We start from the raw sequence: 26042 nt of genomic DNA, 5'->3' as shown, positions 1-26042 counted from the left end.
ATGTAGGATGATCACAGGCAAGATTTTTTGACTAAGGAAAAGCGTTATGAAAACGGGACCATTAAACGAGAGCGAACTGGAATGGCTGGATGATGTACTGACTAAGTACAATACAGACAAGGCTATTCTGGATGTGTCAGAACTGGATGGTTTGCTGACGGCGGTGCTGAGTTCACCGTATGAAATTGAACCAGAGCAGTGGCTGGTCGCAATTTGGGGCGGCGCGCAGTATGTCCCTCGCTGGTCCTCCGAAAAAGAAATGACGCGTTTCATGAACCTGGCGTTTCAACATATGGCGGATACGGCCGATCGTCTGGATGAATATCCTGAGCAGTTTGAGCCGCTGTTTGGTTTGCGTGAAATTGACGAGCATGAACTGACCATCGTTGAAGAGTGGTGCTTTGGTTATATGCGCGGCGTCGCACTGTCAGACTGGTCCGCGTTACCGGACACGTTAAAACCAGCACTTGAAGCTATTGCGCTGCACGGTACGGAAGAGAACTTTGCGGTGGTTGAGAAACTAACGCCGGAAGCGTTTGAAGAGAGCGTGGATGCCATCCGCCTGGCAGCGCTGGACCTGCATGCATACTGGATGGCGCATCCTCATGAAACGCCGGTCAAAGTACCGGTGAAAGTGGATGCCAAAGTAGGGCGCAATGACCCTTGTCCGTGTGGCAGCGGCAAGAAATATAAGCAGTGCTGTTTGCATTAACAGAAAGGGGCGAAAGCCCCTTTGTTTTAACCCACTTCTGGTAGTAATCCTGCTGCAATAGAAAACTGTACTGCTATCACCACAATGCCGCACAAAAATACCAGCGCCAGCGCCGGAGCACCGCCTGCTACGCGGTAGTTGGCCTGCGGATTATGTTTTCTGCTCTGCCAGGCCAGCATCGAGGGAATGAGCAGCGCCAGCACCGCCAGGGCAACGCCCGCATACCCTAATGCCATGACAAAACCACGCGGATAGAACAGCGCGAATGCCAGCGGCGGCAGGAATGTCACCGCGCCGGTTTGCATTCTTCCCGCTACGGTATTGCGGCGCTGGAAGAGGTCGGCCAGGTAGTCAAATAATCCCAATGCAACGCCGAGGAAAGAGGTTGCCAGCGCGAGGTCAGCAAACAGATGCACCGCCAGTTCGACGTGCGGCGAAGCCACGACTTCACGCAATGCCTGCAATAAGCCGTTTAAGCCTGCGTGATTAGCTAAAAGCCCCATGAATGTTGTCGAGTTAATGCTACCAAGCGTCGCCAGTTGCCAGAAGATATAGGCGACCAGAGGAATAGCGCTACCCGTAATAAACACCCAACGCAGTTTACGGATGTTACCGTTCATATAGCTGACGATACTGGGAACACTGCCGTGAAAACCGAATGAGGTGAAGATGACCGGGATTGCGGAGAGCGCCAGCCCCTGTTGCAGCGGCAGCGTAAGCAGGTTCACTTTATGAATATGCGGCATTAACAGAGCCAGCATCGCCACCAGGAAGATTATCTTGGCACTGAATAGCAGACGGTTGAACAGATCGACCAGCGAGGTCCCAACACAAACCACGCCACCGGCAACAAAGGTGAACAGCAGTACGCCTGTTGTCGGGGATATATTTGTTCCGGTCCAGTCGCTGATGCTGGAGGCCAGCAGTTCACCTGCACCACTGATGTACGCCGCCGTCAGAGCATACATTAAAAACATCATGCTAAAGCCCGTTACCCATTGTCCGTAACGACCAAGATAACGTTTTGCCAGCGTACCCAGCCCGGTGTCTGCCGGGACATGTTGATACACTTCAAGCAGCAACAGAGCGGTGTAGCACATCAACGCCCAAAGACTGACTAACAATACCAGCGTGACGCTAAACCCCACGCCTGCCGCAGCCAGCGGCATTGCCAACATACCGGCACCAATCGTGGTTCCCGCCACGATAAAAATACTACCCAGGGTTCTGTTTTTCACGCTTTCCTCTGTCCCAGAGATAATCAATGGTTATATCTGCGGCGCAGATTAAGGCAAAACGCTATTTTCGTCAAATCACCGTTACAATGACTGTACATTAATGTTTACGATTTTTTGACCATTAAGATGTATAACAAATGACATTTATCTGCTGATAAACCTGCGTTAGCGCAAAGCGACGATGTGCTGTTCACATTAGGCTACGGACTTTATTAAGGAGGTAATATGGAATCTATTCACGGTCACGAAGTGCTTAACATGATGATTGAATCTGGTGAGCAGTATTCAAATGCCAGCCTTGAAGCGGCGATTACGGCACGTTTCGGCGAGCAGGCGCGTTTTCACACTTGTTCTGCGGCGGATATGACGGCAGGCGAGTTGGTGGCGTTTTTAGCGGCGAAGGGAAAGTTTATTGCAAAAGAAGACGGCTTCTCTACGCACGAAAGCAAGATCTGCCGTCACTGATTTCAAGGGGTAATGATGGCGGGTTGCCTTCATTACCCTAAAATGTTAATTCTGTGTATCAAGCGTAGCCAGTTCTTTATCGATGAAATAAAGACCTTCGCCGCTTTTTCCTGCCAGCGACAGCTTATCAATAACAGATTTAAATAATTTCTCTTCTTCATGCTGCTCGGCAACATACCATTGCAGGAAATTAAAGGTTGGATAATCCTGGTGGGTCATTGCCGCGTGTGCCAGCTCATTAATTTTCTGGGTAATCAGCTGCTCGTGTTCGTAAGTAACACGGAACAGTTCATCCAGAGAAGCATATTCAGCAAAGGGTGAAGAAACGGTATTAATACGCGGCAAGCTGCCGGTATCGGTCAGGTAGTCGAACAGACGCTGCATGTGCGTCATCTCTTCCTGGGCGTGACGGCGCAAAAACGCGGCAGCACCTTCGAAGCTGTGATAGCTGCACCACGCGCTCATCTGTTGGTAGAGCAGAGATGAATATAATTCAAGATTCATTTGCTCATTCAGTTGGTCGATCATTTCTGTTTTCAGCATGGTTCTGCTCCACAAACGTTATTATATATTGACGTGGCGCCACTATAATTTGTTATTTAATTATTTGCAAAAGGTAAAATAATAAATTTATTTATTAAAAATGCGAATGGGAATAAAACGCATTAACGATATTAAACGGAGGATATAAATAATAAAGTGGTAAAAGACCAGCAAAAATGAGCTGGTCGGAAATATTAATAATTGAAAGAAGGTGATTGGGGTACCGCGACACCATGACACTGCCAGGCGAGTGTAATTTTGGTATTTAAGCACAGAGAGCCTGCATACACGCTACAGGTTGACACCGGCTGACCAAACGCTTCTGCGCTGGCATAGCCCAGGCGCTGACACTCTTTGGTGGCTGTCCCTTGGGTAACGTAGTCATCGGTACGTGCTGTTTGTAACATGGCCTGATTATAAGTCAGGCGAACCACACCAGTGATGGCGCTGGCTTCGCTGACCTGTGCCTGTTTTGTAATTGTGCATCCTGTCAGCATGAGCGGCAAAAGCGCTAGGATAAAGGTCTTCATGAGATCGCTCTGAAAGTTCGAAGATACACTATCATGGCATACAGAGACCCTCATCAATGGCTTGAATAGCCCGAAGATCACCTGCGATTAATCACAACGAGGTCATTTGCTTGAGGTAATTCTGAACTGTTCAGACAGGAATGTGAGCGCAATTTTATTTTTTAAAACTAAATTTCATTAAATTTGAAAGTGTGATTGCAAAATAGTAATGTGGCTGAATGTTATGACTTTCAGCGGGCTACCGCAGCGCATTCAGGAGAGTACAGAATGAAAATTGCATTGATGATGGAAAACAGCCAGGCAAGCAAAAACGCCATCATCCATAACGAGCTTAAGGCCGTTGCGGATGAGAAAGGTTTTCCGGTCTATAACGTTGGGATGAGCGACGAAAATGATCATCATCTGACCTACATCCATTTAGGCATTATGGCCAGCATCCTGCTTAATTCCAAAGCTGTAGACTTTGTTGTTACAGGTTGCGGTACGGGCCAGGGGGCAATGATGTCACTGAATATCCATCCGGGTGTGGTGTGTGGCTATTGCCTTGATCCTGCAGATGCGTTCTTGTTCTCTCAGATCAACAACGGCAACGCGCTTTCTCTGGCATTCGCCAAAGGTTTTGGCTGGGGTGCTGAGCTGAATGTGCGCTATATGTTTGAAAAAGCGTTCACCGGGCGTAACGGCGAAGGCTACCCACCGGAGCGTAAAGAGCCGCAGGTGCGTAATGCCGGTATTCTGAATCAGGTGAAAGCGGCTGTGGTAAAAGAAAATTATCTGGACACGCTGCGCGCGATCGATCCTGAACTGGTGAAAACCGCTGTATCAGGCCCGCGCTTCCAGCAGTGCTTCTTTGAAAACTGCCAGGACAAAGCAATCGAAGCGTTTGTACGCGAGGTGATTGGCTAAATCCTGTGAGCCCGGCGGCGTTCACCCTCCGGGCTACCTGTTCTTGTTCGATACTGCGCTTCCTGCATCACGGGTGAGCCGCAGCGTATCCACCATACCTACCAGACAAATAATGGCAATAGCGACAAAGGCCAGCCGGAAACTGATCCCCGGAATATTGCCCAATGCCAGCCTTTCACTGACCACATCACCAATGCGGATGCCAATAGCGGCTAAAGAAATGCCCAATCCCACTGCTAATTGTGTCGCCGTACTGAACAGCGTATTAGCGTAGCTCATCTGTGCAGCGGGGACGTCCGCGAAGGCAAGCGTGCTGACGCCGGTAAACTGAATTGAGCGGAACACACCGCCCAGATACAACACCAGCAAAATAACCCACACGGGGGTCTGCGGCGTAATTAATGCACAGGCCAGCAACGCCAGAACATTAAGTGCACCGTTAATCAACAGCAGCTTCTTAAAGCCCAGCCAGCGTATCAACGGGGTGGTGGCAGGTTTAATCGTCAGATTGCCGACAAATACCGCCAGCACCAGCGAACCCGCGTGAAAAGCGTTCATGCCAAAACCTTCCTGAAACATTAACGGCAGCAGAAACGGCACGGCGCTGATAGAGGCACGAAACAGCGATCCGCCATACATGGTGACGCGAAAAGTAGGGACGTTCATGGCATCAAGGCGAATCATTGGCCAGGCGGTGCGACGAAAATGATGCAGGGCAAACAGAAAGGTCACTGTTCCTAGCGCCAAAAGTCCGGCGGTCAGCCAGCCCTGAGGCTGTTGGGTTCCCAGTAACTCCATGGCATACACCAGGCTCACCATCGCAACAGAGGTTGCGATAAATCCCGTTATATCAAATGGGCGGCGCTCGTCGTCATGAATATCCGGGATAAAACGTAGCGCCAGCGCAATCGCCAGTATTCCGAGCGGTACATTAATGAAGAAGATCCAGCGCCAGTTGGCATAGCTGGTAATGAATCCTCCAAGGGGAGGGCCAATGATGGGCGCGACTAAAGCGGGCCAGGTCAGGGTCGCAATAGCGGTGATCAACTGATGTTTCGGCGTGGTTCGTAATACCGCGAGTCGGCCAACCGGAACCATTAGCGCACCACCTACACCCTGTAAGATTCGCATGGCGACAAAGCTCTCAAGGCTTTCGGACAAACCGCATAAAACCGAGGCGAAAGTAAATATCGCCAGTGCAAGGGTAAACACCTTTCGGGCGCCGAAGCGATCCGCAATCCAGCCGCTGGCGGGGATCAGTACCGCGAGGGTGATCAGATAGGCGCTGATACCTATGTTCAGGTCAACTGCCTGCACGCCAAAACTTTTCGCCATGTCGGGCAGTGCGGTGGCAATCACCGTGCCGTCAATAAACTCCATAAAGAAAGCCCCGGCAACAAGTAATGCAGCCGGGGATAGACCGCGTTTGTTCTCAACCGCTAAATGTTCACTCATGTTGTGCTTGCCATCTCAAAAGAAACTGACTGGAACTATTTTTATTTTCAGCGCATTCGGAAGGCATGCGCGGCTATCGTTTCGTTCGTTGAATGGGTACTATGACGACCTTTCTATAAGGAGCTCACTATGTCCCAAACACTGAATGCCGATCAGGAACTGCTCTCGGACGTTGTTGCCTGTCAGCTGGTTATCAAGCAGATTCTGGATGTTCTTGATGTTATTGCCCCAGTAGAAGTTCGGGAGAAAATGTCCAGCCAGCTGAAAAGCATCGACTTTTCCAGCCATCCTGCAGGTGCCGATCCGGTCACTATGCGCGCAATACAAAAAGCGGTTGCCTTGATCGAGTTGAAATTCACGCCGCAGAATGAATCTCACTAAAATAAACCGTTGTTTCAGGTTTTAGAAAGGTTTTTTTGCGCCTCGCAGAATGAGAGGCGTGAGCGTAGAGAAAATTAAGCACCAGCCGGATAAGGTGCGTCGCATCGTTATCCGGCATTAACACGATGAAAATTGAAGATTAGTGATGTTGATAGTTCACGACGTTCAGCAGGTGCTTATCGGTTTGCGCCATGCACAGTCCCGCACGTTTAGCGCTGCGGACTTCATCAAGAATCGTCTGTAACAGCACGCCATCCTGCTGCTGCTCTTTTTCCAGATCGTGAAGAAAATCAATGGTTGTTGCATCATTCAAGGCTTCTGCTTCATTGGTTAAGCGTGATAGCTTGCTGTAACGCTGTTGGTATTCATCCAGCGTTTTCTGAAACAGTTCTTCAAGGGAAGTTAGTTCATCACCCGGAACATCGATAGCCTTGACGATAGGGTTAGCCCCGGCACTTTTCATAAAATTAAACATACGCATCATTTGAGTCACGTTACCTTGCGCCTGAGTGCGTAGAAAGGTTGCGGTGCCAGTCAGGCTGTGTTCGTAGCACCATTCACTGAGATGCAGGTAAAGATTCGATGCGTAGAACTCGAGGTTCATTTGTGTGTTGAGTTTATGAACAATTCCAACTGCAGCCATATCAATATCCTTATTTCCAGAAAGGGGGATGTACGTTACTAACGTCAGTGCAACGGGCTGCCGCTACACGTCACCTCTACGTACAATTAAAACTGTTAGCAGAATAAATCCGTTCCGCCGGTCCTTTAGTGATCACGAATTATATTCGCTCCCGATCGAGATTCAGCATAACTCCAGTCCCGACATAAGAAAATCCTTAAATCTGCGTATTTATGATTTTTTACATATTGTCATAGCAATATTAGTGATTTTTCCGCTTGTGCATATAAATGATGTGAATATAACAGATTGATATTTATAGTATTAAAGTGAAATATTGATAATGAAATGATGTTTCATATCACGAAATGGAATTTCACAATCAGGTATTGTCTGTCGCCAGATGATTATCTGGTCTTCGGATGAAGAAATTTCACCATTGACCCGCGTCGGTGAACGCTATTTGCTGGCTAATTTTTTGCGCCAGATCAGTTTTGTGGAAATTAATAAAGTTAAGCGCCTGAATGATTCGACATTTATTGTTTGGTGTATTTGGAAAAATCGAGGAGTGTGTATGAAAAAGGTTGCCGTGCTACTGGCACCTGGTTTTGAAGAGGCGGAAGCCATTGTTACCATTGATATTCTGCGCCGCCTGCAGATCGAAGTTGAAACAATGGCCTGCGCCGAGTCCCGTGCGGTGGTGAGCTACCATGACGTGCCGATGGTGACGGACAGCACGCTGGCTGCGCGTCAGACGGATCTTTATGATGCCGTTGTGTTACCCGGCGGGCCGCAGGGCAGCGTTAACCTTGCCGCCAGTGAGGCTGTCATCCAGTTTATCGCTCGCCATGACGAGGCAGGAAAACTCATTTGCCCGGTGTGTTCTGCGGCGGCGCGCGTGCTGGGCGGCAACGGCCTGCTGAAGGGGCGTCGCTATGTGTGTTCGGGAGATCTGTGGCAAAACGTCGCGGATGGGGAATATATTGATGCGCCGGTTGTTGAAGATGGCAACCTTATTAGCGGCAAAGGATTAGGGCATATTTTCGATTTTGCTTTCACGCTTTCAGCGCGTCTGCTGGAAGATGACATTCCGGTTCGCGATCACGCTGACCACATTTATTACAGATGGTAATCATTGTGCTCCCGAATGCTTCGGTATTCGGGAACAAGGATTCGTTGGCTGATGTTATGGACTAATCTGCTACCCCTCTTTTTTCCCGTCGACAAAACCGCGTTTTTTTATGTCATTTCCCGCTGAATTTATGTACGCAATTACTGTAATTCTGTGGTGTGATGCCGCTCTCTTATGGAGAATCAATTTCCCGCTAAAAATACTCTCAGCACTGGCATTGATCTTATCAATAAAAGGTAATGCCTTGTTTTACGTCCGAATTACAAAAAATCGTCTGATTTTACCCTACATAAAAGAACGTTAAAGCTGGAGTTAACCATGCACAAATTCACTAAAGCGCTGGCTGCCATCGGTCTGGCGGCCATTATGTCACAATCCGCTATCGCTGAATCCATGAAGCTCGGTTTCCTGGTCAAACAGCCGGAAGAACCGTGGTTCCAGACTGAATGGAAATTTGCCGATAAAGCCGGTAAAGACCTTGGTTTTGAGGTGATTAAAATTGCCGTTCCGGATGGTGAGAAAACCCTTAACGCCATCGACAGCCTGGCTGCAAGTGGAGCAAAAGGGTTTGTGATTTGTACGCCAGACCCAAAACTGGGGCCAGCCATTATGGCTAAGGCGCGCGGCTACGATATGAAAGTCATTGCCGTCGACGACCAGTTTGCCAACGCCAAAGGTAAGCCGATGGATACCGTGCCACTGGTGATGATGGCGGCAACCAAAATTGGTGAGCGCCAGGGCCAGGAGCTGTACAAAGAGATGCAAAAACGCGGTTGGGATGTGAAATCCACCGCCGTAATGGCCATTACCGCCAACGAACTGGATACCGCACGTCGTCGTACTTCTGGTTCAATGGAAGCGCTTAAAGCCGCAGGCTTCCCGGAAAAACAGATTTACCAGGTCCCAACAAAATCGAATGACATCCCCGGCGCATTTGACGCCGCCAACTCCATGCTGGTTCAGCATCCTGAAGTCAAAAACTGGCTGATTGTCGGCATGAACGACAACACCGTGCTGGGTGGCGTACGTGCGACCGAGGGGCAGGGCTTCAAAGCACCAAACGTGATTGGTATCGGGATCAACGGCGTTGACGCGGTGAGCGAACTGTCAAAAGGCGAAGCGACCGGGTTCTACGGTTCACTGCTGCCAAGCCCGGACGTGCACGGCTACAAATCCAGTGAAATGCTCTACAACTGGGTAACGAAAGGTGCAGAGCCACCGGCATTCACTGAAGTGACAGATGTGGTGCTGATTACCCGCGATAACTTCAAAGAAGAGCTGGCGAAGAAAGGCTTAGGCGGTAAGTAACAGAAGTGCTGCGATGTTGTAGGCCGGATTAGGCGAAGCCGCCTTCCGGCGCAATGCCCGGTGGCGCTGTGCTTACCGGGCCTACGCCCGGCGGTTTTCCAGGCCGGTAAAATCCTGACTCACGGAGACGTTATGCAACAGTCTACCCCGTATCTCTCATTTCGCGGCATTGGCAAAACGTTCCCGGGCGTTAAGGCGCTGACGGATATCAGTTTCGACTGCTATGCCGGACAGGTGCATGCGCTGATGGGCGAAAATGGCGCCGGGAAATCAACACTCTTAAAAATTCTCAGCGGTAACTATGCGCCAACAACGGGATCTCTGACGGTCCGCGGACAGGAAGTTTCGTTCGCGGATACCACTGCCGCACTCAACGCCGGTGTCGCCATTATTTATCAGGAACTGCATCTCGTCCCTGAAATGACCGTTGCCGAGAATATTTACTTAGGGCAGTTACCGCACAAAGGCGGGATTGTGAACCGCTCGCTGCTGAACTATGAAGCAGGAATCCAGCTGAAGCATCTGGGGATGGATATCGATCCCGATACCCCACTGAAATACCTCTCCATTGGTCAGTGGCAGATGGTGGAGATTGCAAAAGCGCTGGCGCGAAACGCCAAAATTATCGCCTTTGATGAACCAACCAGCTCCCTGTCGGCTCGCGAGATTGAGAATCTGTTTCGCGTCATCCGTGAGCTGCGCAACGAAGGACGCATCATTCTGTACGTTTCGCACCGTATGGAGGAGATTTTTGCTCTCAGCGATGCCATCACCGTGTTTAAAGATGGTCATTACGTCAAAACGTTCACGGACATGCAGCAGGTCGATCACGATGCGCTGGTGCAGGCGATGGTCGGGCGCGACCTCGGGGATATCTATGGCTGGAAATCCAGACCGTATGGCACAGAGCGTCTGCGGCTGCATGAAGTCAAAGCTCCAGGCGTGCGTACGCCAATCAGCTTATCCGTGCGAAGCGGTGAAATTGTCGGGCTGTTTGGCCTGGTGGGGGCCGGACGTAGCGAATTAATGAAAGGGCTGTTCGGCGGTACGCGTATCACGGCGGGCCAAGTATTTATTGATGAACAGCCTATCGATATCCGTAAACCAAGCCATGCCATTGAAGCGGGGATGATGCTGTGCCCGGAGGATCGCAAAGCCGAAGGGATTATTCCGGTCCATTCAGTGCGCAACAACATCAACATTAGTGCACGGCGTAAGCATGTTCTGGGGGGATGCGTGATCAACAACGGCTGGGAAGAGACCAATGCCGATCACCATATTCGTTCACTCAACATCAAAACGCCGGGTGCAGAGCAACTGATCATGAACCTCTCCGGCGGTAATCAACAGAAGGCTATTCTCGGTCGTTGGTTATCGGAAGAGATGAAAGTGATTTTGTTGGATGAGCCTACACGCGGCATTGATGTGGGCGCCAAGCATGAAATTTACAACGTGATTTATGCCCTCGCAGCGCGCGGTGTGGCCGTATTGTTTGCTTCCAGTGACCTGCCAGAAGTACTCGGTGTCGCCGACCGTATTGTGGTGATGAGAGAAGGCGAAATTGCCGGTGAGTTACTTCATGAACAGGCGGATGAGCGCCAGGCGTTGAGCCTTGCTATGCCTAAAGTCAGCCAGGCTGTAGCCTGAATAAGGAGAGTATGATGTCTTCCGTTTCTACATCGGGTTCTGGCGCAACGAAGTCGGCGCTAAATCTGGGCCGCATTTGGGACCAATACGGCATGCTGGTGGTGTTCGCCGTGCTGTTCCTGGTTTGTTCCCTCTTTGTGCCAAACTTTGCTACTTTCATCAACATGAAGGGGTTAGGGCTGGCGGTATCAATGTCGGGTATGGTTGCCTGCGGGATGCTGTTTTGCCTGGCATCCGGTGATTTCGACCTGTCTGTCGCGTCTGTAATTGCCTGTGCTGGTGTTACCACTGCCGTAGTCATTAACATGACCGAAAGTCTGTGGATTGGCGTGGCTGCCGGGCTGCTGCTCGGTATTCTGTGTGGTCTGGTGAATGGTTTCGTGATTGCGCGGTTAAAAATTAACGCCCTGATCACTACTCTTGCGACAATGCAGATTGTACGTGGTCTGGCCTATATTATCTCCGACGGTAAGGCAGTCGGGATTGAAGACGAGCGTTTCTTCACACTCGGCTATGCTAACTGGTTTGGTCTGCCGGCGCCTATTTGGATCACGGTCGTTTGTTTCATTGTCTTTGGCTTACTGCTGAACAAAACCACGTTTGGGCGTAATACGCTGGCCATTGGGGGCAATGAAGAGGCGGCGCGCCTGGCTGGGGTTCCGGTTGTTCGTACCAAGATTATTATCTTTATTCTTTCCGGTCTGGTATCCGCCATTGCCGGGATTATCCTCGCATCGCGTATGACCAGCGGCCAGCCAATGACCTCAATCGGTTATGAGTTGATCGTGATTTCAGCCTGCGTGTTAGGGGGCGTTTCGCTTAAAGGCGGCATCGGAAAAATCTCATATGTGGTGGCCGGGGTGTTGATCCTGGGGACGGTTGAGAATGCGATGAACCTGCTGAATATCTCTCCGTTCGCGCAGTATGTGGTTCGTGGCCTCATCCTGCTGGCGGCGGTGATCTTCGACCGTTATAAGCAAAAAGCGAAGCGTACCGTTTGATGATTTAAACCCCAACTTTTTAGTCTAGCTTCTGCCCGTCGCCAGCCGCTACCCGGCTGGCGATTGTTTTTTCAAATGGCGAGCATGGTCACACTGTCTATACTTATATCCGTCATACATCATCTATACGCCGCGATCCGCGTGGCGTTCTGATCATGATGAGGAGGATAACCGGGTGACAGCATCACTGACTTTACCCCCTGAACAATCTGCAAACTGTGCTTACTTTTTTGATCTCGATGGGACACTTGCTGAGATTAAACCTTTTCCCGACCAGGTCGTTGTCCCTAAGACAATCCTGCAATGTCTACATCAGTTAGCGACGCAGAATGCGGATGCGCTGGCATTGATTTCAGGGCGCTCAATGGTTGAGCTTGACGCACTCACTACTCCGTTTCGTTTTCCGCTTGCCGGAGTACATGGGGCAGAACGCCGTGACATCAATGGTCAAACGCACATAGTAAACCTGCCTGAAGGTATCGAACGTGAAGCCGGGGCGTTATTACACGCAGCGTTGGTGATGTTACCGGGGGCAACACTTGAAACCAAAGGCATGGCCTTCGCGTTGCATTATCGCCAGGCACCCGAACACGAAGCGGCGCTGGTTACCCTGGCTGAGCGCATCACGCGCAAATGGCCGCAGCTTGCTCTGCAGCACGGAAAATGTGTCGTGGAAATAAAGCCTAAGGGCAGTAATAAAGGCGACGCGATAGCTGCATTTATGCAGGAAGCGCCTTTTGCTGGCCGGATCCCGGTGTTTTTCGGTGACGATCTGACAGATGAAACAGGGTTTGCTGTAGTTAACCGCGCTGGCGGTATTTCTGTAAAGGTAGGGAGCGGGCCGACGCAGGCAACATGGCGTCTGGATGGTGTCAGGGATGTCTGGCACTGGCTGGAGAAAAATAACTCTTCGCAGCAAGAACCGAAAGCAACGAATAACAGAAGAGGTGGCTATGAGTCGTTTAGTCGTAGTATCTAATCGTATCGCCTCACCAGATGACAAAGGGAGCGCGGGTGGGCTCGCGGTCGGTGTACTGGGCGCGTTAAAAGCTGCTGGTGGTTTATGGTTTGGCTGGAGTGGTGATACAGGTAATGAGGATAAACCGTTAAAAAAGGTCACCCGTGGCAATATCACCTGGGCCTCGTTTAATTTGAGTGAGCAAGATTACGAAGAGTATTACTGCCAGTTTTCAAATGCGGTTTTATGGCCCGCGTTTCACTATCGATTGGATTTAGTTCAGTTTCAGCGCTCTGCCTGGGAAGGTTACCAACGGGTTAATGCCTTACTGGTAGATAAACTTCTGCCGTTGCTTGGCGATGACGACATTATTTGGGTTCATGATTACCATCTGTTGCCGTTTGCCTGCGAGTTACGTAAGCGCGGCGTGCGCAATCGCATCGGTTTTTTCCTGCATATTCCTTTTCCGACGCCGGAAATTTTTAATGCGCTCCCGCCACATCTGGCGCTGCTTGAGCAAATGTGTGATTTTGATTTGCTTGGTTTCCAGACCGAAAACGATCGTCAGGCTTTTCTGGACTGTCTCGCAGCCCAGACTCGGGTGTCCACGCATAAAGATAAGCAGCACCTGGCATGGGGAAAAGCGTTTCGCACTCAGGTTTATCCCATCGGTATTGAACCGGATGAGATTGCTCGACAGGCGTCCGGTCCGCTGCCACCAAAACTGGCACAGCTAAAAGCGGAGCTTAAAAATGTACAGAATATTTTCTCCGTGGAGCGTCTGGATTACTCCAAAGGCTTGCCGGAGCGCTTTCAGGCCTATGAGGCCTTACTGGAACATTATCCGCAGCACCACGGTAAAATTCGCTATACGCAGATAGCACCGACCTCGCGTGAAGAGGTGCAGGCCTATCAGGATATTCGCCACCAACTGGAAACAGAGGCTGGGCGAATCAACGGCAAATATGGGCAACTGGGCTGGACGCCGCTTTACTATCTGAACCAGTATTTTGATCGTAAATTGCTGATGAAGATCTTCCGCTACTCTGATGTAGGGTTGGTGACCCCGTTGCGCGATGGTATGAACCTGGTGGCGAAAGAGTTTGTGGCCGCACAGGATCCTGCTAACCCTGGCGTGCTGGTTTTATCGCAATTTGCCGGGGCGGCGAACGAGCTAACCTCCGCGCTTATTGTTAATCCTTATGACCGGGATGAAGTGGCAGGCGCATTAAACCAGGCGCTGACGATGCCACTTACCGAACGTATCTCGCGCCACGCTGAAATGCTTGAGACTATCGTTAAAAACGATATCGACAACTGGCAGGCGACGTTCATTTGCGATCTTAAAACAGTCACGCCGCGTCGGAGTCAATGCCAACTGCCAGACAATATCTCTTCATGTTCTAAACTCGCATGAAGTCGTGGCGCTGTGGATTAATCTCCAGCTAGCGGAACCAGAAGAACGTCCACCTGGCTGGTATGAATCACGCTTTTCGCTGAACAGGATGCGCGCGAAAAAAAACTGTGGTTATGGTTGCCGTAAATGACCAGATCAACGGCGTGTTTGCGGCATACATCCAGGATATGTTCATTCAGAGCCCCATAGGTAATAAAGGTATGTTCAATGGGGTATTCTGCTTCTTTGCTAAGTTTGTCGATAAAATCCTGAGTCTCTTCTTGCATCACTTCACGCAGGTCTTCCAGCATGGGGGCAGCAAACTGGTTATACAGTTCGGGGTCTGAGACCAGTGTAATCAGGCTAATTCGGGCGTTGACAGGGCGAGCGATAGAAACCGCCTTGTCTAACAACTGCTGACTTTCAGGGGTGGCGGCAACAGCAACAAGAATGTGCGAATAGCTCATAACTCGCTCCTTTTTTTCAAGAATTATGAGAGGGCTTTTCAGCTTTACTCAGCTTACCCCATACTGCAACGTTTCCCGCCTCGATAGTGTGAATGTCATCATGATTATTCATTAATTATTCTTATAAATAGAATAATCGATTCATATTAGTTGCAGATATGTTCAGGTTACTTAAGTGAAACCCACCGCTAATGAAAACAATGTGTTAATAAAAATTAAACATATATTAACATTTGCAAGGTCGTCACATCGCGGTATTAATTAATCACTCTAAATATTTAACTTATTGTTTCTAAAGAATTTAATTAAAAAAGTTTTTTGAGTTAAATATGTGATCCAGCTCGCTATTTCACGGCGTGATATTAACGGATGTGAACAAAATACTATTCGCTTTTATTGCAAGAATATTCGTACATCAGGAATTGAAATGGATGATGGCGGATTAAAAAATAAGCAAAGTAAAAGCTACGCTGATGGATTTATGTTAAGTGTTTGGCTGGTTTATGTGATCTTGATCACATATTCTTTAAATTCGCAGCATACCTCCGTTGTATGTGTAACTGACGGCGGGTAGAGTTGCGTCGAATTAGGAAAAATCTTAGACATTTGTAAGAATTGATGTGAGCTTGTAAGGGACGCTGCCTTCTTAAAAGGGAATGTTTAGACAACGCGTAAGTGTCGTCACGCTGCTATGTATTTGACCTTTTGCTTTTTTTTACCGGGCCTTCCCGGCGACATCACGGGGTGCGGTTTTACCGCATGAAAACAATGTTGGTTATTATGGATGCAAATAATGCATACATCCGAGTTGCTGAAACACATCTATGACATCAATTTGTCATATTTATTGCTTGCACAGCGTTTGATCGTTCAGGACAAAGCATCTGCGATGTTTCGCCTTGGTATCAGCGAGGAAATGGCGGACACGTTGGCAACATTAACACTTCCTCAAATGGTCAAACTGGCCGAAACAAACCAACTGGTATGTCATTTCCGTTTCGACGATCACCAGACTGTTACTCGCCTGACGCAAGACTCCCGCGTTGACGATCTTCAGCAAATTCATACTGGTATCATGCTTTCAACACGCCTGTTAAGCGACATCGATGATGCAGCACGTAAGAAAAGGGCTTGATGATGAGCGAAAAAAGCATTGTTCAGGAAGCGCGTGATATCCAGTTAGCAATGGAATTAACCACATTGGGCGCCCGTTTGCAAATGCTGGAAAGCGAAACGCAATTAAGCCGTGGTCGATTAATCAAGCTGTACAAAGAATTACGCGGTAGTCCTCCGCCAAAAGGGATGCTCCCGTTTTCCACCGACTGGTTTATGACGTGGGAACAAAATATTCATGCGTCGATGTTTTGCAATGCATGGCAATTCCTGCTCAAAACGGGTCTCTGTAGCGGCGTGGATGCCGTGATCAAGGCGTATCGGTTATATCTTGAGCAGTGTCCGCAGCCTGAAGAAGGGCCATTGTTGGCGTTAACCCGCGCGTGGACGCTGGTGCGATTTGTCGACAGCGGATTGCTGGAGTTGTCCCAATGCAATTGCTGCGGTGGGAATTTTATCACCCACGCACACCAACCCGCAGGCAGCTTTGCCTGTAGTTTATGCCAACCGCCATCACGGGCCGTAAAAAGACGTAAACTTTCCCAGAATGCTGCCGATATTATTCCACAACTGCTGGATGAACAGATCGAACAGGCTGTTTAACTGATACGGTGTGGATGAACACTCCAGCAGCGGTAAGCGATTACCGCTGCTTTTTTTTGTCCTGACCTTACGTTAATTGCCCGACTGCGCATCCTGTCATAGTCAATTGCGAAAGGATGATGTCGTGCTTATCTTATTAGGTTACCTGGTTGTTATTGGTACAGTTTTCGGCGGTTACATGATGACCGGCGGACACCTTGGGGCACTCTATCAACCGGCTGAGCTGGTGATTATCGGTGGTGCGGGTATTGGGGCATTCATCGTCGGCAATAACGGGAAAGCCATCAAAGGGACGATGAAAGCGATCCCGTTGCTTTTCCGTCGTTCGAAATACACCAAAGCGATGTATATGGATCTGCTGGCGCTCTTGTATCGCCTGATGGCTAAGTCACGTCAACAGGGCATGTTCTCGCTTGAGCGCGACATCGAAAACCCAAAAGAAAGTGAAATCTTCGCCAGCTATCCGCGCATTCTTGCGGATGCGGTAATGCTTGATTTTATTGTCGATTATCTGCGCCTGATCATCAGCGGCAACATGAATACGTTTGAAATTGAAGCGCTGATGGACGAAGAAATTGAGACTCATGAGAGTGAGGCTGAAGTCCCGGCGAATAGTCTGGCGATGGTCGGCGACTCACTACCGGCATTCGGGATCGTCGCGGCCGTTATGGGTGTTGTGCATGCGCTGGCTTCTGCCGATCGCCCGGCAGCAGAGCTGGGTGCGTTGATTGCGCATGCGATGGTGGGAACATTCCTCGGTATTTTGCTGGCCTATGGATTTATTTCTCCGCTTGCCAGCGTTCTGCGCCAGAAAAGCGCTGAAACAACCAAAATGATGCAGTGCGTGAAGATAACGCTGCTCTCCAATCTGAATGGTTACGCGCCGCCGATTGCCGTTGAATTTGGTCGTAAGACACTGTACTCCAGCGAACGTCCTTCGTTTATCGAACTGGAAGAACATGTTCGTGCGGTGAGAAATCCAACTGCGCAACAGACGACCGAGGACGCATGAAAAATCAGGCCCATCCCATTATCGTTGTAAAGCGACGCAAACATAAGAATCACGGTGGTGGGGCGCATGGCTCGTGGAAAATCGCCTACGCCGATTTTATGACCGCGATGATGGCCTTCTTTCTGGTGATGTGGCTCATTTCTATTTCCAGCCCTAAAGAATTGATCCAGATTGCCGAATATTTCCGTACACCGCTGGCCACCGCAGTGACCGGGGGAAATCGTATTTCGAATAGCCAAAGCCCGATTCCAGGCGGCGGGGATGATTACACCCAGCAGCAGGGCGAGGTGAACAAGCAGCCGAATATTGATGACCTGAGAAAACGTATGGAACAGAGCCGCTTGAGCAAACTTCGCGGCGATCTCGATCAACTGATTGAATCCGATCCCAAACTGCGAGCGCTGCGTCCGCATTTAAAGATTGATTTGGTTCAGGAAGGGCTGCGGATACAGATTATCGACAGTCAGAATCGCCCGATGTTTAAGACCGGTAGCGCTGACGTTGAGCCGTATATGCGCGATATCCTGCGCGCGATTGCTCCAGTGCTCAACGGGATCCCTAACCGGATCAGCCTTTCCGGTCACACGGATGATTACCCTTACGCGAATGGTGAGAAAGGGTACAGCAACTGGGAATTGTCTGCCGATCGCGCAAATGCATCGCGTCGCGAGCTGGTTAGCGGCGGTCTGGATGATGGAAAAGTATTACGTGTGGTAGGTATGGCCGCCACGATGCGTCTGAGCGATCGCGGTCCTGAAGACGCTATCAACCGCCGTATTAGCCTGCTGGTTCTCAATAAGCAGGCAGAAGAGGCCATTTTGCATGAAAACGCTGAAAGCCAGAATGAGCCGGTAAGTGTCTTACAACGGCCAGCGGAACTCCCGCCGGTAAGCGTTCCCACATCGCCACCAGCCAATCCGAGGTGATAGCGTGAGCATGGATATTAGCGATTTTTATCAGACATTTTTTGATGAAGCTGACGAACTGTTGGCTGATATGGAGCAACACCTGCTTGATTTGGTTCCTGAAGCCCCGGATTCCGAACAGCTGAATGCCATTTTTCGTGCAGCGCACTCGATTAAAGGCGGGGCGGGCACCTTCGGCTTTACCATTTTGCAGGAAACGACCCATCTGATGGAAAACCTGCTGGATGAAGCGCGGCGTGGCGAGATGCAGCTCAATGCCGACATTATCAACCTGTTTTTGGAAACGAAAGATATTATGCAGGAACAGCTCGACGCCTATAAAAGCTCAGTGGAGCCTGATGCCGACAGTTTTGAGTACATCTGCCAGGCGTTACGGCAGTTAGCGCTCGAAGCGAAAGGTGAAACCGCACCGGCAGTTGTTAACTCAGCAAAACTTAGCGTTGTTGACAGCGCCGCGATGCAGGAAGAGGCGGTTGCAAAGCCTGAACCCGCCAGTGAAGAGAGCAAAAAACGCATTACTCTCTCGCGCCTGAAAGCCAGCGAAGTGGATTTACTGGAAGAGGAACTGGGGAATCTGGCGACCTTAACCGATGTGGTAAAAGGAAGCGACACGTTATCAGCAACGCTTGATGGCAACCTGGCAGAAGATGACATCATCGCGGTGCTTTGCTTTGTCATTGAAGCTGACCAAATTGAATTCGAAACCGTCAGCGCAGCGCCTGTGGCAGTTGAAGCTGAAGAGGTGGCAGTTGTCACTGAACCGCAGCCGGTTGCTGTGGCACCTGCGGTGAAAGCTACCGCCAGTGAAGCACCACATAGCCGCGCGGAACGTGAAAAACCCGCCCGCGCCAGCGAGTCGACCAGTATCCGCGTAGCGGTTGAAAAGGTTGATCAGCTTATTAACCTGGTTGGCGAGTTGGTGATCACCCAGTCGATGCTGGCCCAGCGCTCTAACGAACTGGATCCTGTCAATCATGGCGATCTCATCACCAGCATGGGTCAGTTACAACGTAACGCCCGAGATTTGCAAGAGTCGGTGATGTCGATTCGTATGATGCCAATGGAGTACGTGTTCAGCCGTTTCCCTCGTCTGGTGCGCGATCTGGCCGGTAAGCTGGGTAAACAGGTCGAGCTGACGCAGGTAGGTAGCTCAACCGAACTCGATAAGAGCCTGATTGAACGCATCATCGATCCGTTGACGCACCTGGTGCGTAACAGCCTCGACCATGGTATCGAACTGCCGGAAAAACGCCTTGAATCCGGCAAAAGCCCAATCGGCAATCTGACGCTTTCCGCGGAGCATCAGGGCGGGAATATTTGTATTGAAGTGACCGATGATGGCGCTGGCCTGAACCGCGAACGTATCCTGGCTAAAGCTGTCTCTCAGGGCATGCCGATCCACGAAAACATGAGCGATGACGAAGTGGGTATGTTGATCTTCGCGCCAGGCTTTTCGACCGCCGAACAGGTGACGGATGTTTCCGGACGCGGCGTGGGTATGGATGTGGTGAAGCGAAATATCCAGGAGATGGGCGGTCATGTTGAGATCCAGTCTAAACAGGGACAGGGGACCACTATTCGCATTCTGCTGCCGCTGACGCTGGCGATCCTCGACGGGATGTCCGTGCGTGTGGCCGATGAGGTCTTCATTCTGCCACTGAATGCCGTTATGGAATCGCTGCAACCGCGCGAAGAAGATCTCCATCCGCTGGCCGGAGGAGAGCGCGTTCTGGAAGTGCGTGGCGAATATTTACCACTGGTTGAGTTGTGGAAAGTCTTTGAGGTTGAAGGCGCTAAAACTGAAGCGACTCAGGGCATTGTGGTCATTTTACAAAGTGCAGGGCGTCGCTATGCGCTGCTGGTCGATCAGTTAATTGGCCAACACCAGGTAGTGGTCAAAAACCTGGAAAGCAACTACCGCAAAGTGCCAGGTATTTCTGCTGCAACGATCCTCGGCGACGGCAGCGTCGCGCTGATTGTCGATGTCTCTGCATTGCAGGGGTTAAACCGCGAACAACGTGTGGCGATCACAGCCGCCTGATTGAGTGAGAAGGGAATAATATGACCGGTATGAGTAATGTAACTAAACTGGCCGGCGAACCGTCAGGTCAGGAATTCCTCGTGTTTACGCTGGGGGATGAAGAGTACGGTATCGATATCCTGAAAGTGCAGGAAATCCGTGGTTATGATCAGGTGACGCGCATCGCTAACACGCCTGCGTTTATCAAAGGCGTCACAAACCTGCGTGGTGTGATTGTGCCTATCGTCGACCTGCGCGTGAAATTTAGCCAGAGCGATGTGGATTACAATGAAAACACCGTGGTGATTGTGCTGAATCTGGGTCAGCGGGTGGTTGGAATTGTGGTAGATGGCGTCTCGGATGTGCTGTCGCTGACAACGGATCAAATCCGTCCGGCACCGGAGTTTGCGGTCACGCTGTCAACGGAATATTTGACGGGATTGGGTGCGCTGGGTGACCGGATGCTGATTCTGGTCAACATTGAGAAACTGCTGAACAGCGAAGAAATGGCGCTGCTGGATATTGCCGCTTCCCACGTCGCATAATCGCCATAACTCATCCGGCCTACAATGATTGCTGTTGCAGGCCGGATTAGCGTAGCGCATCCGGCAGATTTCCCTCTTACGCTTCCCGCTCAACCAGCTCAGGTTCTTCTTCCAGTAAACCTTCATCCTGCGCCAGCATCGCCGTTGCAATCCCGTTACCTAATACGTTGATTGCTGAACGTCCCATATCCAGGAAGTGGTCAATTCCCATCAGTAACAGGATCCCGGCGACCGGAATGTTAAAGCTCGGGATGGTTGCAGCCAGCACTACCAGTGCTGAACGCGGCACACCGGCAATCCCTTTGGACGCCAGCATCAGCGTCAGCATCAGGACGGTGATTTCTGCGAAGGAGAGGTGGATGTTATAGGCCTGCGCGATAAACATGGAGGCAAATGAACAATAGACCATAGAACCGACCAGGTTAAACGAATAACCGATAGGCAGCACGAATGACACGATGTTGGGTGAGCAGCCAAATTTAGTTAATTGCTCCAGCGTTTTCGGATAAGCGGCCTCAGAGCTGCTGGTGGTAAATGCGACCAAAACCGGGTCTTTTAGCATGCTCACCAGGCGAAATACCTCTTTTTTCAGCATGACATAACCCACAGCCAGCAGAACCAGGCAGGTCAGCAAAATCGCCACATAGTAGCCGCCGATAAACGACGCATAGTTAAGCAGAATCCCCAGCCCCTGGGTGGAGATGACGGAAGAGATGGCGGCAAAAATAGCCAGCGGCGCAACGTACATCACGTAGCCGGTCACTTTCAGCATAATATGGGAAACCACATCCAGCGCCGCAACCAGTGGAGCGTTAAATTTCTCTCCGAGCGATGCACCACCAATACCGAAGAACATTGAGAACACCACAATTTGCAGGATCTCATTGTTAGCCATCGCTTCGGCGATGCTGGTTGGAATGGTATGCGTCAGAAAACCTTTCAGGCTCATGCCGCCTACGGCCAGGCCGGTGTCGGTGGCTTCCAGCGGGATCGCCAGGTTCAGCCCGCTGCCGGGTTGCTCAAGGGAAACCACAAACAGACCGACCAGGATAGACAATATAGAAGAGCTGATAAACCAGATCATCGCTTTGCCGCCCACGCGACCGATGGTGGACGTTTCTCCCAGGCGCATAATACCAACGGTCAGGGTGCTGAATACTAAAGGCGCGATCACCATTTTAATCAGGCGTAAAAAGATGTCGGTAAGAAGCGTAATGTTATCGGCCCAGGCGGTCACGACGCCGGGGGAGGCATAAGAGTGGATCACCGCACCCGACAGGATCCCCGCCAGCATGAAGATCACGATAAACAACGTGAGTTTGTTTGCATTTGCCACTAAAAAGCCCTCAGTAAGGATTTAACATTTATTGATCGGTTACTCATTTTTTATACTTATTAAGTGGTAACGAGGTATTCATCATATAAATTGGATTAAAGCGTAAACGGATACAACTTTTTTTAATTTTTTATCCATTTTGTTGTGGTATTTACGATGCGTATGTGTGATCTCAATCACATAAAAATGCGTATTTCGGCCATTCTGACCGTGCTCACCGATGAAAATAAATGTTATTTACATGATGATTATGGTGTTTTTATGTGAATGATTTGTGGTTGCTGCACACCCGTTTTATCTTCCCCTCGCCAGGCTTCACATCCCTTCAGGATTTCCTTTTCGCAAACGTAAAGTTATCTCAGCGAGTGCCGATAACGTTGATAACTCGTTTTCAGGAAGGTGCCTTATGTTTAACCGTATCCGCGTTGTCACAATGCTGATGATGGTGCTGGGGGTTTTCGCACTGCTACAGCTTGTTTCCGGTGGTCTGTTGTTTTCTTCATTGCAGCAGAATCAGCAAAGTTTTGTTATTTCTAACGATCTTCGACAGCAGCAAAGTGAACTCACCTCAACATGGGATCTGATGCTGCAGACACGAATCAATTTAAGCCGTTCTTCTGCGCGCATGATGATGGATGCGTCTAACCAGCAAAGCAGCGCCAAAAACGATCTGCTGAAGAATGCGAAAGCATCGCTGGCGCAGGCTGAAACGCATTACGCAAAATTTAAAAACATCACACCGTTGCCGGAAATGGCAGAAGCCAGCGGCAACGTTGAGGAAAAATATCAGCAGTACCATGCGGCCCTGGCAGAACTGGTTCAGTTTCTGGAAAGCGGCAATATGGACGCCTACTTCGCGCAGCCTACGCAGGGAATGCAAAACGCGCTCGGCGAGGCGCTGGGCAAGTACGCCAGCGTTAGCGAAAAGCTTTACGTCCAGGCATTTGATCAAAGCGCGCGGGATTACCATTTCGCCCAATGGCAGCTCGGCGTGCTGGCCGTGGTGCTGGTGCTGATTCTGGTGGTGGTCTGGTATGGCATCCGTCATACCCTGCTTAATCCTCTGTCCCGTGTCATTGCCCATATCCGGGAAATCGCCAGCGGTAACCTGACCGCAACTCTCGCCGTTAGTGGCCGTAACGAAATCGGCGAGCTGGCCAGTACGGTTGATCATATGCAGCGCTCGCTGACGGAAACAGTCACTCTGGTGCGTGAAGGCTCTGATGCGATTTATTCCGGTACCAGCGAAATTGCCAGCGGGAACACCGACCTTTCATCTCGTACGGAACAGCAGGCGTCTGCACTGGAAGAGACCGCAGCCAGCATGGAACAGCTGACGGCAACCGTGAAGCAAAACGCGGACAACGCGCGTCAGGCCTCGCAACTGGCGAAAAGCGCGTCCGATACCGCGCAGCATGGCGGCAAAGTGGTTGATAGCGTGGTGAACACCATGCACGAAATCGCCGATAGCTCGAAGAAAATCGCCGACATCATCAGCGTCATTGATGGCATTGCCTTTCAGACCAACATTCTCGCACTGAACGCGGCAGTTGAAGCAGCACGCGCCGGTGAGCAAGGCCGCGGCTTTGCCGTGGTGGCGGGTGAAGTGCGTAATCTGGCAAGCCGCAGTGCGCAGGCGGCGAAAGAGATCAAAGCATTAATTGAGGATTCCGTTTCCCGGGTTGATACCGGTTCCGTACTGGTAGAAAGCGCCGGCGAAACAATGAACGACATCGTCAATGCCGTGACGCGGGTGACCGACATTATGGGCGAGATTGCCTCGGCATCTGACGAGCAAAGCCGGGGGATTGATCAGGTTGCGCTCGCGGTCTCTGAAATGGATCGTGTTACGCAGCAGAACGCCTCTTTGGTACAGGAGTCAGCTGCCGCAGCGGCCGCTCTTGAAGAACAGGCCAGTCGCTTAACGCAGTCGGTATCGACTTTCCGTCTTGCGTCACGTCCGGCCTCGACAAAACCACGCGATACACGATTACCAGCAGCCCCGAGCGCATCCTATCCGCGCCAGAGCATTGAACAAGATACGAATTGGGAAACATTTTGACTGATAGTTAAACCGCGGCCAGTGCCGCCCGATGGGAGCGTTGATGTTTAATCGTATTCGAATTTCGACCACGCTGTTTTTGATTTTGATCCTCTGCGGAGTTTTGCAGATTGGCAGTAATGGCTTGTCCTTCTGGGCATTTCGGGACGGTTTTCAGAACCTGAATCAGGTCGAACGGAGTAATCAGCAACGCGCTGCGCTGGCCCAAACCCGCGCTGTGTTATTACAGGCCAGTACGGCCCTTAATAAGGCAGGGACGCTGACCGCCCTGAGCTATCCGCCAGAGGACATCAAAACGCTGATGACCCTCGCGCGCGACAGCCTGGCGCAGTCTGAATTGATGTTTAAACGCTTTATGGCGACGTCGGATTCGACGGAACAAGGCAAGGCGCTGTTAGGCGCAACTGAGAAAAATTTCAACCAGTGGCATAGCGCTCTCGCGCATCAGGCCACCTGGCTTGAAAACAATCAGTTGTCAGATTTTCTGACCGCGCCGGTGCAGGCGGCTCAGGATGCTTTTGATGCGAATGTGAATGCGTGGCAGAGCAACATCGACAGCGTGTTACAAACGGCAGGCGATCAGAGCCAGCGAAATTACCATATGTCGGGGGTGATTTTCGCCACCATGGTGGTACTGGCGGCACTGCTCACCAGCGGTGCGCTGTTCTGGTCGCGCAAGATGATCGTTCAGCCGCTGGCGATTATTGGCAGCCATTTCGACAGTATTGCCGCGGGGAACCTGGCACGACCGGTAGCGGTTTATGGGCGCAATGAGATCTCGGCCATTTTTGCCAGCTTGCAGAAGATGCAAAAGGCGTTACGCGAAACGGTCAGTGACGTTCGTCAGGGCAGCTCAGCCATGCATAGCGGTATTTCAGAAATCGCGATGGGCAATAACGATTTATCTTTGCGAACTGAGCAGCAGGCGGCCGCGCTGGCACAAACGGCGGCCAGCATGGAGCAACTGACCGCCACCGTCGGCCAGAACGCTGATAACGCGCGCCAGGCGTCAGGAATCGCCAAAAGTGCGGCAGACACAGCGCATAAAGGTGGCGAGCAGACGTCCCGGGTCGCCAGCACCATGCATGAGATTTCTGCCAGCTCGCAGAAAATCGGCGACATTATTGGCGTGATTGACAGCATTGCCTTCCAGACCAATATCCTGGCGTTGAATGCCGCGGTAGAGGCTGCCAGAGCGGGGGAGCAAGGGCGTGGTTTTGCCGTCGTCGCTGGTGAGGTGCGCAATCTGGCAAGCCGTAGCGCACAGGCGGCGAAAGAAATTAAGGGACTGATTGAGGAATCTGTCACCCGGGTGCATCAGGGCTCGCAGCTGGTGGATATGGCGTCGCGCACTATGACGGAAATAGTCAGTTCGGTGACCCGGGTTAACGGCATCATGGGCGAGATTGCCTCGGCATCCGATGAACAGCGCAGAGGCATTGAGCAGGTGGCGCAGGCCGTCAGCCAGATGGACTCCGTGACGCAGCAAAACGCCGGTCTGGTGGAAGAAGCCGCATCCGCCGCCGGACAACTTGCCACGCAGGCCGATCATCTTTCTGCTTGTGTCGCATTTTTTAAACTTGAAGAGCAAACCGTAGCAAAACAAGAGTTGGCGCAGCCTCAGGTTGCGCCCGTTGTATCCTGAATGTGATTGAGAAGGCGCT

At 50.8% G+C, this 26042-nt stretch carries 25 protein-coding genes; 18 read left to right on the top strand and 7 right to left on the bottom strand.

The genetic code is table 11. The features are described from left to right. Positions 1-46: 46 nt before the first annotated feature. On the top strand, positions 47-712 hold the full coding sequence (locus tag C2U43_RS15455; RefSeq protein WP_103285440.1) for a YecA/YgfB family protein: 666 nt from the start codon (positions 47-49) through the stop codon (positions 710-712). A gap of 26 nt (positions 713-738) precedes the next feature. On the opposite strand, the gene tyrP is transcribed toward C2U43_RS15455, so the two are convergent. Next, positions 739-1950, bottom strand: coding sequence for a tyrosine transporter TyrP (tyrP, locus tag C2U43_RS15450; protein WP_003833907.1), 1212 nt, complete (start codon positions 1948-1950; stop codon positions 739-741). A gap of 225 nt (positions 1951-2175) precedes the next feature. On the opposite strand from tyrP, the gene C2U43_RS15445 reads away from it, so the two are divergent. Then, positions 2176-2415, top strand: a complete 240-nt coding sequence (locus C2U43_RS15445) for a YecH family metal-binding protein (RefSeq protein WP_003034586.1) — start codon at positions 2176-2178, stop codon at positions 2413-2415. Positions 2416-2460: 45 nt separating this feature from the next. Here the strand turns inward: C2U43_RS15445 and ftnA are convergent, their stop codons facing one another. Both ftnA and yecR read right to left on the bottom strand, forming a co-directional pair. Beyond that, positions 2461-2958 (bottom strand): non-heme ferritin, encoded by a 498-nt coding sequence (gene ftnA / locus C2U43_RS15440; protein ID WP_003034588.1) that lies wholly within the window; start codon positions 2956-2958, stop codon positions 2461-2463. Positions 2959-3152: 194 nt separating this feature from the next. Beyond that, on the bottom strand, positions 3153-3488 hold the full coding sequence (gene yecR, locus C2U43_RS15435) for a YecR family lipoprotein (protein ID WP_008785081.1): 336 nt from the start codon (positions 3486-3488) through the stop codon (positions 3153-3155). A 267-nt stretch (positions 3489-3755) separates the two neighbouring features. On the opposite strand from yecR, the gene C2U43_RS15430 reads away from it, so the two are divergent. Then, on the top strand, positions 3756-4394 hold the full coding sequence (locus tag C2U43_RS15430) for an RpiB/LacA/LacB family sugar-phosphate isomerase (RefSeq protein ID WP_003034591.1): 639 nt from the start codon (positions 3756-3758) through the stop codon (positions 4392-4394). Between the two features lie 33 nt (positions 4395-4427). Here C2U43_RS15430 and C2U43_RS15425 read toward each other — a convergent pair whose 3' ends face one another. Continuing rightward, positions 4428-5849: an MFS transporter gene (locus tag C2U43_RS15425; RefSeq protein WP_103285439.1), complete on the bottom strand. Its 1422-nt coding sequence runs from the start codon at positions 5847-5849 to the stop codon at positions 4428-4430. A 129-nt stretch (positions 5850-5978) separates the two neighbouring features. Here C2U43_RS15425 and C2U43_RS15420 point away from each other — a divergent pair, with 129 nt between their 5' ends. Further along, positions 5979-6230 carry a DUF2766 family protein gene (locus C2U43_RS15420; protein ID WP_003034595.1) on the top strand — a complete coding sequence of 84 codons (252 nt, stop codon included), beginning with the start codon at positions 5979-5981 and terminating at the stop codon, positions 6228-6230. A 139-nt stretch (positions 6231-6369) separates the two neighbouring features. Here C2U43_RS15420 and C2U43_RS15415 read toward each other — a convergent pair whose 3' ends face one another. After that, positions 6370-6873, bottom strand: coding sequence for a non-heme ferritin-like protein (locus C2U43_RS15415; protein ID WP_003034597.1), 504 nt, complete (start codon positions 6871-6873; stop codon positions 6370-6372). 553 nt (positions 6874-7426) lie between these two features. Between C2U43_RS15415 and C2U43_RS15410 the strand changes: the two genes are divergently transcribed. The 6 genes from C2U43_RS15410 to otsA all read left to right on the top strand — a co-directional run bounded on the left by C2U43_RS15410 (position 7427) and on the right by otsA (position 14315). Continuing rightward, on the top strand, positions 7427-7984 hold the full coding sequence (locus tag C2U43_RS15410) for a DJ-1/PfpI family protein (protein WP_103285999.1): 558 nt from the start codon (positions 7427-7429) through the stop codon (positions 7982-7984). Positions 7985-8302: 318 nt separating this feature from the next. Beyond that, positions 8303-9292, top strand: coding sequence for an arabinose ABC transporter substrate-binding protein (locus tag C2U43_RS15400; protein ID WP_003833897.1), 990 nt, complete (start codon positions 8303-8305; stop codon positions 9290-9292). Positions 9293-9424: 132 nt separating this feature from the next. Further along, on the top strand, positions 9425-10939 hold the full coding sequence (gene araG / locus C2U43_RS15395) for an arabinose ABC transporter ATP-binding protein AraG (protein WP_060683804.1): 1515 nt from the start codon (positions 9425-9427) through the stop codon (positions 10937-10939). Between the two features lie 14 nt (positions 10940-10953). Then, positions 10954-11940, top strand: a complete 987-nt coding sequence (gene araH, locus C2U43_RS15390) for an L-arabinose ABC transporter permease AraH (protein ID WP_008785075.1) — start codon at positions 10954-10956, stop codon at positions 11938-11940. A gap of 175 nt (positions 11941-12115) precedes the next feature. Further along, positions 12116-12919 carry a trehalose-phosphatase gene (gene otsB, locus C2U43_RS15385; protein WP_008785074.1) on the top strand — a complete coding sequence of 268 codons (804 nt, stop codon included), beginning with the start codon at positions 12116-12118 and terminating at the stop codon, positions 12917-12919. Continuing rightward, on the top strand, positions 12894-14315 hold the full coding sequence (otsA, locus tag C2U43_RS15380) for an alpha,alpha-trehalose-phosphate synthase (RefSeq protein ID WP_008785073.1): 1422 nt from the start codon (positions 12894-12896) through the stop codon (positions 14313-14315). Before otsB ends, otsA begins: the two co-directional genes overlap by 26 nt. Before the next feature lie 17 nt (positions 14316-14332). Here otsA and uspC read toward each other — a convergent pair whose 3' ends face one another. Further along, positions 14333-14761 (bottom strand): universal stress protein UspC, encoded by a 429-nt coding sequence (gene uspC, locus C2U43_RS15375; RefSeq protein WP_008785072.1) that lies wholly within the window; start codon positions 14759-14761, stop codon positions 14333-14335. A gap of 793 nt (positions 14762-15554) precedes the next feature. On the opposite strand from uspC, the gene flhD reads away from it, so the two are divergent. The 6 genes from flhD (at position 15555) to cheW (ending at position 20980) form a co-directional block, all read left to right on the top strand. Next, a complete protein-coding gene (gene flhD / locus C2U43_RS15365; RefSeq protein WP_003034622.1) occupies positions 15555-15896 on the top strand; it encodes a flagellar transcriptional regulator FlhD in 342 nt (113 codons plus the stop codon). Continuing rightward, complete coding sequence (flhC, locus tag C2U43_RS15360; protein ID WP_103285438.1) at positions 15893-16477, top strand: flagellar transcriptional regulator FlhC; 585 nt, start codon at positions 15893-15895, stop codon at positions 16475-16477. The genes flhD and flhC overlap by 4 nt, the downstream gene beginning before the upstream one ends. 124 nt (positions 16478-16601) lie before the next feature. Next, complete coding sequence (gene motA, locus C2U43_RS15355; protein ID WP_003034628.1) at positions 16602-17489, top strand: flagellar motor stator protein MotA; 888 nt, start codon at positions 16602-16604, stop codon at positions 17487-17489. Further along, complete coding sequence (gene motB, locus C2U43_RS15350; protein ID WP_103285437.1) at positions 17486-18415, top strand: flagellar motor protein MotB; 930 nt, start codon at positions 17486-17488, stop codon at positions 18413-18415. Before motA ends, motB begins: the two co-directional genes overlap by 4 nt. Before the next feature lie 4 nt (positions 18416-18419). Next, positions 18420-20456 carry a chemotaxis protein CheA gene (gene cheA, locus C2U43_RS15345; RefSeq protein ID WP_057068897.1) on the top strand — a complete coding sequence of 679 codons (2037 nt, stop codon included), beginning with the start codon at positions 18420-18422 and terminating at the stop codon, positions 20454-20456. A gap of 20 nt (positions 20457-20476) precedes the next feature. Then, entirely contained in the window at positions 20477-20980 is a 504-nt protein-coding gene (gene cheW / locus C2U43_RS15340) for a chemotaxis protein CheW (RefSeq protein WP_003034638.1), read from the top strand. 76 nt (positions 20981-21056) lie between these two features. Here cheW and C2U43_RS15335 read toward each other — a convergent pair whose 3' ends face one another. Continuing rightward, entirely contained in the window at positions 21057-22316 is a 1260-nt protein-coding gene (locus C2U43_RS15335) for a dicarboxylate/amino acid:cation symporter (protein WP_003833882.1), read from the bottom strand. A 406-nt stretch (positions 22317-22722) separates the two neighbouring features. Between C2U43_RS15335 and tar the strand changes: the two genes are divergently transcribed. Both tar and tap read left to right on the top strand, forming a co-directional pair. After that, positions 22723-24378, top strand: coding sequence for a methyl-accepting chemotaxis protein II (tar, locus tag C2U43_RS15330; protein WP_003833879.1), 1656 nt, complete (start codon positions 22723-22725; stop codon positions 24376-24378). 43 nt (positions 24379-24421) lie between these two features. Beyond that, positions 24422-26023 carry a methyl-accepting chemotaxis protein IV gene (gene tap, locus C2U43_RS15325; RefSeq protein ID WP_103285436.1) on the top strand — a complete coding sequence of 534 codons (1602 nt, stop codon included), beginning with the start codon at positions 24422-24424 and terminating at the stop codon, positions 26021-26023. Positions 26024-26042 lie beyond the last annotated feature (19 nt).

Origin of the sequence: Citrobacter freundii complex sp. CFNIH9 (assembly GCF_002903305.1) — a bacterium.
Classification (GTDB): Bacteria; Pseudomonadota; Gammaproteobacteria; order Enterobacterales; family Enterobacteriaceae; genus Citrobacter; species Citrobacter portucalensis.
Note: the sequence above shows the minus strand (reverse complement) of the source record. Positions and strands in the feature narration are given on the sequence as shown.

Coding starts and splice junctions, on each gene's coding strand:
- C2U43_RS15455 (WP_103285440.1), top strand. CDS start 47: ATGAAAACGGGACCATTAAACGAGAGCGAACTGGAATGGCTGGATGAT.
- C2U43_RS15445 (WP_003034586.1), top strand. CDS start 2,176: ATGGAATCTATTCACGGTCACGAAGTGCTTAACATGATGATTGAATCT.
- ftnA (WP_003034588.1), bottom strand. CDS start 2,958: ATGCTGAAAACAGAAATGATCGACCAACTGAATGAGCAAATGAATCTT.
- yecR (WP_008785081.1), bottom strand. CDS start 3,488: ATGAAGACCTTTATCCTAGCGCTTTTGCCGCTCATGCTGACAGGATGC.
- C2U43_RS15430 (WP_003034591.1), top strand. CDS start 3,756: ATGAAAATTGCATTGATGATGGAAAACAGCCAGGCAAGCAAAAACGCC.
- C2U43_RS15425 (WP_103285439.1), bottom strand. CDS start 5,849: ATGAGTGAACATTTAGCGGTTGAGAACAAACGCGGTCTATCCCCGGCT.
- C2U43_RS15420 (WP_003034595.1), top strand. CDS start 5,979: ATGTCCCAAACACTGAATGCCGATCAGGAACTGCTCTCGGACGTTGTT.
- C2U43_RS15415 (WP_003034597.1), bottom strand. CDS start 6,873: ATGGCTGCAGTTGGAATTGTTCATAAACTCAACACACAAATGAACCTC.
- C2U43_RS15410 (WP_103285999.1), top strand. CDS start 7,427: ATGAAAAAGGTTGCCGTGCTACTGGCACCTGGTTTTGAAGAGGCGGAA.
- C2U43_RS15400 (WP_003833897.1), top strand. CDS start 8,303: ATGCACAAATTCACTAAAGCGCTGGCTGCCATCGGTCTGGCGGCCATT.
- araG (WP_060683804.1), top strand. CDS start 9,425: ATGCAACAGTCTACCCCGTATCTCTCATTTCGCGGCATTGGCAAAACG.
- araH (WP_008785075.1), top strand. CDS start 10,954: ATGTCTTCCGTTTCTACATCGGGTTCTGGCGCAACGAAGTCGGCGCTA.
- otsA (WP_008785073.1), top strand. CDS start 12,894: ATGAGTCGTTTAGTCGTAGTATCTAATCGTATCGCCTCACCAGATGAC.
- uspC (WP_008785072.1), bottom strand. CDS start 14,761: ATGAGCTATTCGCACATTCTTGTTGCTGTTGCCGCCACCCCTGAAAGT.
- flhD (WP_003034622.1), top strand. CDS start 15,555: ATGCATACATCCGAGTTGCTGAAACACATCTATGACATCAATTTGTCA.
- motB (WP_103285437.1), top strand. CDS start 17,486: ATGAAAAATCAGGCCCATCCCATTATCGTTGTAAAGCGACGCAAACAT.
- cheW (WP_003034638.1), top strand. CDS start 20,477: ATGACCGGTATGAGTAATGTAACTAAACTGGCCGGCGAACCGTCAGGT.
- tar (WP_003833879.1), top strand. CDS start 22,723: ATGTTTAACCGTATCCGCGTTGTCACAATGCTGATGATGGTGCTGGGG.
- tap (WP_103285436.1), top strand. CDS start 24,422: ATGTTTAATCGTATTCGAATTTCGACCACGCTGTTTTTGATTTTGATC.